Raw genomic sequence first — 12,707 nt, 5'->3', positions numbered from 1 at the left:
GCAGCGGATCATGGCCGAGCGCATCTGGCTCTACGACACCACCCTTCGCGACGGCGCCCAGACCCAGGGCGTCGATTTCGGCGCGGCCGACAAGCTCCGCATCGCCAAGGAGCTGGATGATCTCGGCATCGATTACATCGAGGGCGGCTGGCCCGGCGCCAACCCGACCGACGAAGCGTTCTTCGCGAGCCCGCCGACCTTGCGCCGCGCCCGCTTGTGCGCCTTCGGCATGACCCGCCGCTCCGGCCGCAGCGCCGCCAACGACCCCGGCCTCGTCACGCTGTTCCAGGCCCGCACCCCGGTCATCACCCTGGTCGGCAAGAGCTCGGCCCGGCAGGCCGAAGGGGCGCTGGGAGTCACGCGCGAGGAGAACCTCGCCATGATCGCCGATTCCATCCGCGAGGCCCTGCGGCACGCGGAAGAGGCGATGTTCGACGCCGAGCACTTCTTCGACGGCTTCAAGGACGATCCCGGCTACGCGCTCGCCTGCCTCGAGGCGGCGCTGGAGGCCGGTGCCCGCTGGATCGTCTTGTGCGACACCAACGGCGGCACGCTCCCGCACGAGGTCGAGACCATCGTGGCGAAGGTGGCACAGCGCATCCCGGGCGAGCGGCTCGGCATCCACACCCACAACGACACCGAGAACGCGGTCGCGAACAGCCTCGCCGCCGTTCGCGCCGGTGCGCGCCAGATCCAGGGCACCCTCAACGGCCTCGGCGAGCGCTGCGGCAACGCCAACCTCGTGAGCCTGATCCCCACGCTCAAGCTCAAGCTCGGCTACGAGATCGGCGTCACCGACGAGGCGCTGCGCCACCTCACCCACCTCTCGCGCACCTTCGACGAGCGCCTCAACCGCACGCCGAACCGGCATGCGGCCTATGTGGGTGCCTCGGCTTTCGCCCACAAAGCCGGCCTCCACGCCTCGGCCGTCGCCAAGAGCCCTTGCTTCTACGAGCACATCGATCCGGCACTCGTCGGCAACAGCCGCGACATCCTGGTCTCGGACCAGGCCGGGCGCTCGAACCTCCTGTTCCGCTTCGCGGAGATGGGGCTCGACGTCGATCCCGACCCGGAGCAGACGGCAGAGCTCCTCGCCGTCATCAAGGACCGCGAGGCCCGCGGCTGGGCCTACGACGGTGCGACGGCGAGCTTCGAGCTTCTGGTCAGGAGCACGCTCGGCCAGGTGCCGCACTATTTCGACCTCGTCAGCTTCCGGGTCATCGACGAGCGCCGCTTCAACGCCAGGGGCGAGCTCGTCACCACCTCGGAGGCCACGATCAAGGTCGCGGTCGGCGGCCGGAACTACTACACGGTGGCCGACGGCAACGGCCCCGTGAACGCGCTCGACCACGCGCTCCGTCAGGCGCTCGCCGAGACCTATCCCACGCTCGAGACCATGCAGCTCGTCGACTACAAGGTCCGTATCCTCACCCCCGAGAAGGGCACCGCCGCCGTCACCCGTGTGATCATCGAGAGCGGCGACGCCGAAGGCCGCGTCTGGCAGACCGTGGGTGTCTCGGGCAACATCATCGACGCCTCCTACAATGCGCTCCACGACGCCATCATCTGGAAGCTCTACGTGGACCGCGCACGAGCGCCAGGCGCATGAAGCTCGAAGGCAAGAGGCGGGGCGACGTCGAGGCCCTGCCGCCCGGACCCGTCGTCATCCTCTGCCGCACGCAGATGGGCGAGAACATCGGCAGCGCCGCCCGCGCCATGCTGAACTTCGGCCTGACCGAACTCCGGCTCGTTGCCCCGCAATGCGGCTGGCCCAACGCCAAGGCGGTGGCGGCGGCCTCGGGTGCGGTCGAGATCCTGAACCGGCTCGAGATCTATCCCGACCTCGTCGCCGCCACCGCCGACCTGCACCACACCTTCGCCACCACCGCCCGCCCGCGCGAGCTCAAGAAGCCGGTCGTGGACGGCGAGGCGGCCGCGGCCGAAGCGCTGCAGCTCGTCACGGAGGGCAGGCGGGTCGGCCTCGTCTTCGGCCCCGAGCGCACCGGGCTCACCAACGACGAGCTGCTCCTGGCCGACGCGCTCGTCTCCTTTCCGGTCAACCCGGCCTTCGCCTCCTTGAACCTCGCCCAGGCCGTGCTGCTGATGGGCTATGCCTGGTTCCGGCGCGCGCACGCCGCGGACCATCCGGTCCCGGCTCCCGCCGCCGCACCCGCCGCCGAGGTCCCGCCCGCCACCAAGGCCGAGGTCGCGGGCCTGCTCGAGCATCTCGTGCGCGAGCTGGACGCGGTCGACTTCTTCCGCACCGACCAGCGCCGGGCGAGCCTGATCCGGGCCATCTCGGTCATGATCGAGCGCCGCGGCTGGACCACGCCCGAGATCCACCTCATGCGCGGCATCATCAAGGACCTTGTCGGCGGCCGCCGCGCGCGGCAGAAGGGGCCGGCAACCCCGAGCTGAACGGCTCTCCCTTCCCTGGACGAGAGTTCCCGGCCTGCGCTCGCGCGGGCGGAGACGAGACCGCCATGCCACCCATCGTCAGGCACCCGGCAGCCCTCCTGCTCATGGGCTTGTTCCTGTCGCTCGCCGCCTGCGCCCCGACCGGGGGTGGCGCCGTCAACCTCAGCCCCGAGACCGCGATCCGGGCCTGCGAGGCGCCCGCCGCCCTGGCGCTGCGCGCGCGCGATCCTTCGTTCCGGTCGGTCGTTCTCGACCCTGCCGCTTCCAGCCGCATCGAGCGCCGCTCAACCTATGTCGGCAGCCAGCCGCTTGCCATGGTGGTCTCGGGTCAGGGTACTGCCCGCACCGGCACGGCCATCGCCGATCTGCGCTATTGGTGCCTGATCGGCCCCGACGGCCGGGCGCTGTTCGTCGACGTCGAGACCGTGAACGGTGGCGCTGCGCTCGCCGAGTGCGCCAGGCCCGCGGGCGGTGGCTCGACCGCTGCCTGCCTCGACGACCTTCTCCACAAGGCCGAGCGTGCGCTGGCCGAGGCCGAAGCACGTGCCGTCGCCCGTGCCCGCAGCACCCGGTCCGGCGCGCCCCGTGCGGATGTCGACGAACCCGTCGCCACTTCGATCGGTGCCTGGCGAGTCTACCGCGACGCCGAATGCACCCGCCGGCAGGAATCCGCCCCGGCCGACAGCCCCGACCTCGCCGCCGCCTGCCGCGTCGAGCTCACCCGTGCGCGGGTGCGGGAGCTCGGGGGGTAGAAGCGGTCGGGGAAGGACGGACGTTCGTTCGCGCTGCTTCCAACTTCACCACGGACGGGAGGTCTTGCTCCAGGCCGTGCGGCTTTATAGGGCCCGATCTTTTTATCGGCCTGGTTCGTTTCTCGGCCAAACTTACGATATGGCCGGTCAGTCTTGACAAATGCCATATCATAATGCTCCAGTGTTACATTCTTGAAAGCAGATGCGGTTGCTTATCGCATAGCGGTCCATCCCATTGCGGTGGCAGGGAACCGGCAGCGCATGCCGGATTCCGTGCTGGCAGGTTGGTATGGATGCCGCACCCTCTGCGCCGGGTATGAGCGGCCCGCAGCCGCCCGCAAGTTCCATGCAGCCGAGCGATTCTGCCTCGAACGGTCCGGTGCAGAAGGTCCGAGCCAGCGAGAGGAGTTCCGGATCATGCTCGAGGCGACGTCTCGTTTCTGCGGCAGGATCGCGTCCGGCTGCAGCCCGGAGCGGTGGTCGCGTTCGCTGCTGCTGGCTGCGGCGCTGGGTATCGGCTGCCTCGCGTTCGCGCAGGAGGCGCACAGTCAGCCGGCCTGGATCATTCAGAACCGCTCCGCCGGCCTCTTCCCGACCTGGGCGACCGAGAGCGGGGTGGAGGTGCTGACCGGCAACTTCAACCGCGACCGCCGCACGGATCTCGGGCTGATCCGCCTGGAGCCGGGTTGGAGCACCTTGCCGGTGGCGTTGGCGACCAGTGCCAGCTTTCTCGTCCAGAACCGCATGATCAGCCTGTTCGCCGGCTGGGCGACCGAGAGCGGGGTGCAGGTCCTGACCGGCGACTTCAACCGCGACGGCCTCACCGATGTCGCCCTGATCCGCCAGGATGCCGGCTGGAGCACCTTGCCGGTGGCGCTCTCCACCAACTTCGGTTTCCGCATCCGCAACTACCCGATCGGTTCCTTCGCCGGCTGGGCGACGGAAAGCGGGGTCCAGGTCCTGACCGGCGACTTCAACGGCGACCGTCGTACCGACGTCGCGCTGGTGCGCCAGGATGCCGGCTGGGCCACCGTGCCCCTGGCACTTTCCATCGGCGGCGGCTTCAGCATTCTCAATCCCGCGGTCGGCCCCTTCGCCGGCTGGGCGACGGAAAGCGGGGTCCAGGTCCTGACCGGCGATTTCGATGGCGATCGTCGCACCGACATCGCGCTGGTGCGCCAGGATGCCGGCTGGGCCACCGTGCCCCTGGCGCTGTCGACCGGCACCGGGTTCAACATCCTGAACCCGTCCGTCGGTGCCTTTGCCGGCTGGGCGACGGAAAGCGGGGTGCAGGTGCTGACCGGCGATTTCGACGGCGACGGTCGCACCGACCTCGCGCTGGTGCGCCAGGATGCGGGCTGGAACACCATCCCGCTGGCGCTGTCGACCGGCACCGGATTCAACGTCCTGAATCCGTTCGTCGGTGCCTTCGCGAGTTGGGCCACCGAGAGCGGAGTCCAGGTGGTGACCGGCGACTTCAACGGCGACCGTCGCACGGATATCGCGCTGGTGCGCCAGGATCCGGGCTGGAACACCATACCCGTGGCGCTCTCGACCGGGAGCGGGTTCAACATCGAGAATCGACCGGCCGGCAGCTTCGCCGGTTGGGCCACCGAGAGCGGGGTGGAGGTGGTGACCGGCGACTTCAACGGCGATCGCCGGACCGACCTCGCGCTGGTGCGCCAGGATCCGGGATGGAGCACCGTGCCCGTCGCGCTGGCACCGTGATGCGGCCGCATCGCCTGCGCTGCCGATAACATCGGCCCTCGGATCGGCTGCGCGCACGGGGCGCGCGGCCGATCACATGGGGGGACATTCGCTCCGAGCCGAAAGACGTTCACGCCGATGTGTGGCAGCACCTCGGACATGGCCGGTGTGTCAGCGAGGAACATCCCCCGGCGATGGAGGTTGAGCGGCCGGACGCGCCGGGTGATGCCGCAGCAGGCTCGTCGCCGGCGCGCTCGTTCGACCGCCAGCGAGGTGTCCATGGCGGAGGGATCGCGCCGGCCGCTCCATGCGCCTGTAGGCCATCGCTCGGCGCCGGACCCGAGCAGGGTAGCCGGCATGCGGGGAATAGCGGCGCTTGCCATTCTCCTGCTGGCAGCCGGAAGCACGGCTGCGGCGGCGATCGCCTGGATGCGGCTGAAGCGGACACCGGCGGAGACGCCGGAGACGCGGCGGACCGGCCTCGGCAGCCTGCGCACGCCGGTGGGCGGACACGAGATCTTCGCCCGCGTCTCGACCCGGCCGGCGCCGCCCGGCCGGGTGCCGGTCGTGCTGGTGCACGGGCTCGTCGTCTCGAGCCGCTACATGGTCCCGCTGGCGCGCGCCCTGGCACCGGACTTTCCCGTCTACGCCCCGGACCTCCCCGGCTTCGGCGAAAGCAGCAAGCCGGCGAGGCCGCTGGACGTGCCGGAACTGGCCCGAGCACTCCTTGCCTGGATGCGAGCACTCGGGCTGCTACCGGCAGCGCTGGTCGGCAACTCCTTCGGCTGCCAGATCATCGCCGAGCTGGCGGCGCGCCATCCCGAAGCCGTGGACCGGCTGGTCCTGCAGGGCCCCACCATGGACGCGGCCGCGCGCAGCCTCTGGGTCCAGATCTGGCGTGCCTTGCGCAACGGCCGCCGCGAGCCGGCCGCTCTCGGTCGCCTGTCGCGGATCGACTACGCCAAGGCGGGTCTGCCGCGCGCCGTCGCCACGATGCGGGCAATGATCCGGGACCGGATCGAGGACAAGCTCCCGCGCATCGGCGCACCCACCCTGGTCGTCGCCGGCAGCCGTGATCCGGTGACGCCGCCGCCTTGGGCGGAAAAGGTCGCCCGGCTGCTGCCGGACGGCACGCTCGCCGTGATCGAGGGTGGCACCCATACCCTGAACTATACCGAACCCGAACGGCTCGCCGCGCTGATCGAGGCCTTTCTCCTGCCGACCGGTGAACCAGCGCCGCTCGCCGGGAGAGTGCCGGCATGAACACGCACCCGCCGCAGGGGATCGCCCGCTTCGATTCGGCCGCGGGCATGGTGCAGGCTCTGGCACTCTGCCTGCAGGGCCAGCCGTTCGACAGTCCGAGCCAGTCGCCTCTGCTCGACCGGCTGATGCCACTCGCCAACCACTTGCCGGAGCGGGTGCGCGATGTCGCCTATGCGCTCGGCGCTCTCGGCGAGGCGGTGCCGCGCCAGCGTGCGGCCGAAATGCGGGCCGAGGCGATCGCCGCCTGGATCGCGGGGCTCTTTCCCGAGCGGCACTACCCTGCGGCTTTCGTCGGCTCGTCCAACGGCGGCATCGTCCACCTCGCCGCGGCGCTGGGCTGCCCCTGGCTGCCGCAGACCTATCTCTGCCCGATCCGCCGGATCGGCCTCGATCCCGACGACCCGAAGCGGGCGCTCGAGGACGGCCTGCCGGTGGCCGAGGCGCTGGCCGCCGGCAACCCCGAGGTGTCGGTGCATCATATGCACGATCCGAACCAGGACCGGCTGATGCTACACACCATGGCGTATCATCGCCTCAAGTTCCGCCGGCTGCCGCCCGCCTATCGCCGCCTGCTCGAGCGCTCGCTGACGCCGGGGGCGACGCTCTACGTGGTCGAGTGCGGCACGAGCTGGCCCGTGACCCGGACGGCCGAGCGCTGCAGTTTCCAGTTCGGCGCGGTCGGCGGAGCTACGGTCGAGGAATACTTCACGGGCGGCCCGCGTGTGCGGGCCTACCTCGCGCGTTACGGCGTGCACCGCGAGCGCTGGGATCCGCCGGCACCGGACGGAGAGGCGCCCGAAGCGGAGTGGGGCTTCGAGCCGGCGCTGCTTGCGGATCTCGAGGCGCTGGCAGCAGGGCACGGCTGGCGCCTCGTGCGGCTGCGCTTCGGGGACGGCGAGGACATGAGCCTGCTCGCGGCCGATCTGTACCGGTCGTGGTATCGCGCACTCGGTCTCGAGCCGTCGCGCCTGCTCGTCGAGAGCTTCGTGCTGATGGCGCCGCTCGCGGCCCTACAGCGACGGCTGGTTCCCTTGTGGCTCCTCTTCAACACCGAGCCTTCGGCCAGGAGCCTGCGCCGCTGGCTCGACGAGGGGCCCGCTTTCGACGAGATCGGCCAGATGCTGTTCTCGCACGGCACGGAAGGCGTCGGTGTCACCCCGATCGAGACGTGGCGCGCGCTCCTCGGCCGGGCACGCCGGCGCGGTCTGTTTCTCGGTGTGGACGAGGCCCGCTACCCGCGGGACTTCGCCACCTTCGTCCGCTTCCACCGCGATCTGGATCGGCTCGGCGCCGAGCAGGATCCACCGCAGCCACTCGCCCCGGACCGGTTCGAGGCGCTCCTGCGCGCGCTCGCCGGGCGGCGTGGCGTGCAGGTCGACGCGAGCGACGGCCCGGAAGGGCGGTGTCCGGCGGCGCGACGAGCACCGACGCGCGCGGACTAACTCCCGCCAACCGTCGGTGCGCCCGCCCCCGACGATCGCCGCTCACGCCCGTTCTGCCGCCCTCGGTGCGCGCAGGACCACGATGTCCTGATAGGGCGGAAGTGCCGGAAACATGTCCACGACTTCCATGATCCTGCCCCAGTTGTTCTTGATGTAGCTCTCGCTGTAGAAGACGTTGGCGCTATAGGACCGGTCGGCGTGCCACCGGAACACCAGCCGCTCCTGCGGCAGCTCCTTGGCGCCGCGGTACGCCGCGTAATCGGGGTGCTGCGCGACAGCAGGGAAGAGGGGCCAGTCGGGCGTCAGCTCGCGCCAGGTGCGATTGCTGTGCACCGTCAGCCACGCTACCCCGCCCGGCCGCAGGATCCGTCTGATCTCCATCAGCCAGGTCGTGTCGAAGCTCTCGACGTGGGTGAAGATCGAGAAGGCCGACACGAGATCGAGGGAGGCGTCGGGGATGGGGAGATGGGGCACGGCGGTGTTCTGGAAGACGGTGATCCCGGGCGGCAGATGCCGGCAGCACCAGTCGACGTGCAGCCGGTTGATGTCGCAGCCCAGCACGGTCGGGGAGCCGAGCTGCAGACGCATGTGCCGCAAGAGGCGGCCGCTGGCGCAGCCGATGTCGAGCAGGCTGCCGAGCTCCTGACCGTGCGCCCGGGCCCAGCGGACCATCTGCGACAGGTCGCGCAGCCCCGAGGCCCAGTAATGGAAGTGGTTGTCGCCATAATATCCCTCCCGGTCGGATGCTGCGGGAAGGGGGAACGGATCGCGCTCGATGGCGTCCTGGCAAGGATAGAGGTCGGTGTCCCAGGCGACCTGACCATCGTCCTGGCCGAGATAGGCGTTCACGGGACCGAGCGCAGCGCTCTCGAGCGTTCGTTGCGAGTTGAGGGAGATCAGATCCTCCCACGTGTTCTGCATCGTGCCCTTCATGAGGCGCATTCCGTTCCGCGAGGTGGTCTTCCGTCTCGTGCCGGCGGCTGGCAGGCCGAGCGGAGGCCACGCCGGAACGGGCGGCAAGATCCACCCGCCGACGGGCGCCTGTCGTCCGGCTCTGGCAGCGCCCCCGAAGGACCGGCCGCGCGCAGCGGGAGACGTGGGCAGCGCCTCATGGCTTGCCGCGACCGCTGCGGCGCTTCCCGCCGGCAGCCGCCTTGGGCTTCGCCGCGACACCCGGGGTCGGCTCGGCGACTGCAGCCGGCGCCGCCGAGGCCGGAGGCTCGATCGCGGTCGCATCGATCCGGGGCGCGGCGGACTCGGGCTCGGACGGAGCGGCCGTGGCGGCGGCCGAGGCTGCGACCGCCGCTGGCGGCTGGGCGGAGGAGGCTGCCGCACGCGCCTGCGCGAGCTCGCGTTCGAGGCGGGTCACCTGCTCCCGGAGCGCCCGCGCGGCCTCGCGCTGCTTCGCTTCCATCTCGAGGGCCTGCTGGGCGGCGCGCTTGGCTTGGGCGAGGTCGGCCTCGAGCGGCAGCGTGCGCTGCTCGAGCGCCTTGTGCTCCATCTGCAGGGCGATCAGCCGGTCGCGGGTCTCGGTGAGCGCGGCGTCGGCGTCCTTGAGCTCGCTCTGGAGCTGCTTCGCTTGTGCCGCATGGACGGTGTCCTGCGCCTGCGCCTCGTCCCGGCGGCTGCGGTCCTGCAGATACATGGCAAGGCCGATGCCGAGCAGGAGACCGAGAACGAACAGCCCGACTTCCATGATCGCCTCCCCGCAGCCGAGGTTCGCGGAGAGTGTACGCCGTCTCGGGTGACAGGCCTAGCCGTCGCTCAACCGCACCGGCAGGCTTTTCGCTCGCCGGACCTCAGGCGGCGCGGCGCAGCTTCGCGTCCTCCCGGATCATGTCGGCCGCCTTCTCGGCGATCATGATGACGGGCGCGTTCGTGTTGCCGGAGGTGATCGTCGGCATGATCGAGGCGTCGGCGACGCGCAGGCCCTCGAACCCGTGGACGCGCAGGCGATCGTCGACCACGGCGGTCCGGTCCGCGGCCGGACCCATCTTGCAGGTGCCGACGGGGTGGAAGATCGTGGTGCCGATGTCGCCCGCGGCCTTGACCAGCTCCTGCTCGCTCTGGAGCGCGGGACCGGGGCGGTACTCCTCGGGCGCGAAGCGGGCGAGCGCCTTCGCGGCGACGATCCGGCGGGTGAGGCGGATGGCGTCCACGGCGACGCGGCGGTCCTCGTCGGTGCCGAGATAGTTCGGGCGGATCGAGGGATGGACGGCGGCATCCGGGGCCTTGATCCGGACATGGCCGCGGCTCGTGGGGCGCAGGTTGCAGACCGAGGCCGTGAAGGCCGGGAAGGGATGGAGTTCGTCGCCGAACTTGTCGAGACTCAAGGGCTGGATGTGGTATTCCAGGTTGGCGGTGGCGAAGCTCGGATCGCTCTTCGCGAAGGCGCCGAGCTGCGAGGGGGCTGCCGTCATCGGCCCGCGGCGGAACAGGGCGTATTCCCAGGCCATGCCGGCGCGGCCCAGGAGCGAGCGGGCGCGCTCGTTGAGGGTCGGCGTGTTCTTGACCTTGTAGACGAGGCGGAGCTGCAGGTGGTCCTGCAGGTTCTCGCCGACACCCGGCAGCTCGTGACGGACCGGGATACCGTGCGCCCGGAGAAGATCGCCGGGGCCGATGCCGGAGAGCTGGAGAAGCTGGGGCGAGCCGATGGCGCCGGTGGCGAGGATCACCTCGGCGCTCGCGGCGGCCGTCTTGCGCTCGCCCGCGATCGCGAACTCGACCCCGATGCAGCGGCTCTCCTTGACGAGAAGGCGATGTGCGTGGGCGCCGGTGAGGACCAGCAGGTTGGGGCGGCCGGCGGCGGGGCGCAAGAATGCCTTGGCGGTGGTCCAGCGCACGCCTTTCTTCTGCGTCACCTCGAAATAGCCGCAGCCCTCGTTGTCGCCGCGGTTGAAGTCGTCCACCTTCGGGATGCCGCACTCGGCCGCGGCCTCGCGGAAGGCGTCGAGGATCTCCCATTGGACACGGGGCAGCTCGATGCGCCACTCGCCGCCGCTCCCGTGGAACTCGTCCGCACCGGACCAGCGGTCCTCGGAGCGCTTGAAGTAGGGGAGAACGTCGTCCCAGCCCCAGCCCCGGTTGCCGAGCTGGCGCCAGTGGTCGTAGTCGGCGGCCTGGCCGCGCATGTAGATCATGCCGTTGATGGCGGAGCAGCCACCGAGCACTTTGCCGCGCGGGTAGTTGAGAGCGCGGCCATTCAGACCCGGCTCGGGCTCGGTGACGAAGCACCAGTCCGTGCGCGGGTTGTTCATGGTGTAGAGATAGCCGACCGGGATGTGGATCCAGAAATAGCGGTCGCGCCCGCCGGCCTCGAGCAGGAGTACGCGCGTGCCAGGGTCGGCCGAGAGGCGGTTGGCGAGCACGCAGCCGGCGGTGCCGGCCCCGACGACGATGTAATCGAACGTACCGACCGCCTCGGTCATGAGCCTCTCGCTGCCTCCATCGCGGGCGCCGGTCCGCTCCGGCGCCTCGACGGCGCGATGCTGTCACGCCCGCGGCAGCGGTGCAAGCGGGGCGGCCGCGTTCCGCCGCGGCGGCTCAGAGGACGAAGTCCTGGGTCAGCACGGTGTAGCCGTGGTGGGTGTCGAGCTGCGAGTCGACGAGGGAGACGGCGAAGCCTTGGGTCAGCCCCTCGAGCACGACCTGCTGCGGCTGACCGCCGGGAAGCGGCCGGCCCATGGCGTGCTCCCAGACGGCGCCGATGTCGAGGACGAGGTTCCTGCCTACCACCGCTACGTCTCGGTCGGCGCCGTTGATCACGCCGTTGTCGTCGCTGTCGAGGAAGTCGCCGACATCGACGACATAGCCCTGCCCGCCATAGCGCTCCTGGCCGACGAAGAAGCTCAACACGTCCCTGCGGCCGTCGAAGTGGACGAGGGTGTCGATGCCGAACGAGCCCATGAACGGACGGCCATCGAACAGCTCGAACACGACCGTGTCCCGGACATTGTCGGCGCCCAGATCGATCCGGTCCAGATCGGCCGAGCCGGTGAGGCTGTCGCGGGTGCCGCCCGAGAGCCGGTCGGCGCCGGGGCCACCATAGATGCGGTCGCTGCCGTCGCCGCCGTAGACCCAGTCGTCGCCGGGGCCGCCGTCGAGCCGGTTCTGCTCGGCCGGATGGAAGCGGGAGGCGTCGTCGATGTGGTCGTTGCCGGCACCGCCCCAGATCCGGTCGTTGCCGAGGCCGCCGGTGAGCTCGTTGGCGCGCGCGTCACCGCGGATGAGGTCGGCATGGTCGGAGCCGACGATGCCCTCGACGGCGACGAGCCGGTCGGTCTCGCCCCGTGCCGTGACCCTACCCGCAGCGAGATCGGCCCGGATGCCCACGCCGCTGTCCGAATAATCCGCGATGTCGACGCCGTCACCGCCGTCGAGGAGATCGCTGCCGTCCAGGCGGGCGCTGCCGAGCAGCCGGTCGTTGCCGGCGCCGCCATGAAGCTCGTCGTTGCCCTCGTTGCCGGCGAGCCAGTCGTCCCCGGCATCGCCGTAGAGCAGGTCAGCGCCCTCGCCGCCGTAGAGGAAGTCGCCGTCCTGATCGCCCAGGAGCCGGTCGTCGCCGTCGCCGCCGTAGAGATTGTCGGCACCCTGCCCGCCGTGCAGCACGTCGTTGCCGGCACCTCCTTCGAGCCAGTCGCCACCCTGCTGACCCCAGAGGACGTTGGGGCCGGCAGAGCCGATGATGTGGTCGATGTAAGGGGAGCCGATCACGTTTTCGATGCCCGAGACCCGGTCGTGCTCGAGGGAGGGGGCCGGCCGGTAGCCGGGCTCGAGCGCGTCGGCAATGCCGCGCGCGAGATCGACGCCGACACCATAGTAGAAGCCCTTGCTGCCGTGCCGGACCGCATCGGCCCAGCTCGCCGTGTCGCTGCCGGGCCCGCCGTCCAGGACGTCGTTGCCGTGGCTGCCTTGCAGGAAGTCGTCGCCGCCGAGCCCGTAGAGCCTGTCGTCCGCGTTCGTGCCGATCAGCCAGTCGCTGCCGTTCGTGCCTCTCTTGATCACCATTCGCTGCCGATTCCGTCGCTGCTGCTTTCCTCGTCATGCACAGCCGGCTGTGCATGACGAGGACGTGTTCTTGCTCATGGGATGTGGGTCGATACCGGACGACCGGCCCTTCCCGGTG

10 protein-coding genes are annotated in these 12,707 nt (G+C 70.4%); 6 read left to right on the top strand and 4 right to left on the bottom strand.

Annotation, left to right across the window (positions count from 1 at the left end; genetic code table 11):
• Nucleotides 1-10 precede the first annotated feature (10 nt).
• The 6 genes from cimA to U1T56_RS00530 all read left to right on the top strand — a co-directional run bounded on the left by cimA (nt 11) and on the right by U1T56_RS00530 (nt 7,582).
• A complete protein-coding gene (gene cimA / locus U1T56_RS00555; RefSeq protein ID WP_418157478.1) occupies nt 11-1,609 on the top strand; it encodes a citramalate synthase in 1,599 nt (532 codons plus the stop codon).
• The gene (locus tag U1T56_RS00550) at nt 1,606-2,418 is read left to right on the top strand and encodes an RNA methyltransferase (protein WP_418157477.1); all 813 of its coding nucleotides are present in this window, start codon (nt 1,606-1,608) and stop codon (nt 2,416-2,418) included. The genes cimA and U1T56_RS00550 overlap by 4 nt, the downstream gene beginning before the upstream one ends.
• 65 nt (nt 2,419-2,483) lie before the next feature.
• Nucleotides 2,484-3,170: a lysozyme inhibitor LprI family protein gene (locus tag U1T56_RS00545; protein ID WP_418157476.1), complete on the top strand. Its 687-nt coding sequence runs from the start codon at nt 2,484-2,486 to the stop codon at nt 3,168-3,170.
• 261 nt (nt 3,171-3,431) lie between these two features.
• A complete protein-coding gene (locus tag U1T56_RS00540) occupies nt 3,432-4,898 on the top strand; it encodes an FG-GAP repeat domain-containing protein (protein WP_418157475.1) in 1,467 nt (488 codons plus the stop codon).
• A gap of 336 nt (nt 4,899-5,234) precedes the next feature.
• Complete coding sequence (locus U1T56_RS00535) at nt 5,235-6,140, top strand: alpha/beta fold hydrolase (RefSeq protein ID WP_418157474.1); 906 nt, start codon at nt 5,235-5,237, stop codon at nt 6,138-6,140.
• Complete coding sequence (locus tag U1T56_RS00530; protein ID WP_418157473.1) at nt 6,137-7,582, top strand: hypothetical protein; 1,446 nt, start codon at nt 6,137-6,139, stop codon at nt 7,580-7,582. The genes U1T56_RS00535 and U1T56_RS00530 overlap by 4 nt, the downstream gene beginning before the upstream one ends.
• 42 nt (nt 7,583-7,624) lie before the next feature.
• Here U1T56_RS00530 and U1T56_RS00525 read toward each other — a convergent pair whose 3' ends face one another.
• From U1T56_RS00525 to U1T56_RS00510, 4 genes are all read right to left on the bottom strand, one after another.
• Nucleotides 7,625-8,503 carry a class I SAM-dependent methyltransferase gene (locus tag U1T56_RS00525; protein WP_418157472.1) on the bottom strand — a complete coding sequence of 293 codons (879 nt, stop codon included), beginning with the start codon at nt 8,501-8,503 and terminating at the stop codon, nt 7,625-7,627.
• A 187-nt stretch (nt 8,504-8,690) separates the two neighbouring features.
• On the bottom strand, nt 8,691-9,278 hold the full coding sequence (locus U1T56_RS00520) for a hypothetical protein (protein ID WP_418157471.1): 588 nt from the start codon (nt 9,276-9,278) through the stop codon (nt 8,691-8,693).
• Nucleotides 9,279-9,381: 103 nt separating this feature from the next.
• Nucleotides 9,382-11,010 (bottom strand): GMC family oxidoreductase, encoded by a 1,629-nt coding sequence (locus U1T56_RS00515; RefSeq protein ID WP_418157470.1) that lies wholly within the window; start codon nt 11,008-11,010, stop codon nt 9,382-9,384.
• A 115-nt stretch (nt 11,011-11,125) separates the two neighbouring features.
• A complete protein-coding gene (locus U1T56_RS00510; RefSeq protein ID WP_418157469.1) occupies nt 11,126-12,589 on the bottom strand; it encodes a calcium-binding protein in 1,464 nt (487 codons plus the stop codon).
• Nucleotides 12,590-12,707: the final 118 nt, after the last annotated feature.

The organism is Benzoatithermus flavus, from assembly GCF_037908215.1.
GTDB lineage: Bacteria > Pseudomonadota > Alphaproteobacteria > Geminicoccales > Geminicoccaceae > Benzoatithermus > Benzoatithermus flavus.
Note: the sequence above shows the minus strand (reverse complement) of the source record. Positions and strands in the feature narration are given on the sequence as shown.

Coding starts and splice junctions, on each gene's coding strand:
- U1T56_RS00550 (WP_418157477.1), top strand. CDS start 1,606: ATGAAGCTCGAAGGCAAGAGGCGGGGCGACGTCGAGGCCCTGCCGCCC.
- U1T56_RS00545 (WP_418157476.1), top strand. CDS start 2,484: ATGCCACCCATCGTCAGGCACCCGGCAGCCCTCCTGCTCATGGGCTTG.
- U1T56_RS00530 (WP_418157473.1), top strand. CDS start 6,137: ATGAACACGCACCCGCCGCAGGGGATCGCCCGCTTCGATTCGGCCGCG.
- cimA (WP_418157478.1), top strand. CDS start 11: ATGGCCGAGCGCATCTGGCTCTACGACACCACCCTTCGCGACGGCGCC.
- U1T56_RS00520 (WP_418157471.1), bottom strand. CDS start 9,278: ATGGAAGTCGGGCTGTTCGTTCTCGGTCTCCTGCTCGGCATCGGCCTT.
- U1T56_RS00510 (WP_418157469.1), bottom strand. CDS start 12,589: ATGGTGATCAAGAGAGGCACGAACGGCAGCGACTGGCTGATCGGCACG.
- U1T56_RS00535 (WP_418157474.1), top strand. CDS start 5,235: ATGCGGGGAATAGCGGCGCTTGCCATTCTCCTGCTGGCAGCCGGAAGC.
- U1T56_RS00540 (WP_418157475.1), top strand. CDS start 3,432: ATGCCGGATTCCGTGCTGGCAGGTTGGTATGGATGCCGCACCCTCTGC.
- U1T56_RS00515 (WP_418157470.1), bottom strand. CDS start 11,010: ATGACCGAGGCGGTCGGTACGTTCGATTACATCGTCGTCGGGGCCGGC.
- U1T56_RS00525 (WP_418157472.1), bottom strand. CDS start 8,503: ATGCAGAACACGTGGGAGGATCTGATCTCCCTCAACTCGCAACGAACG.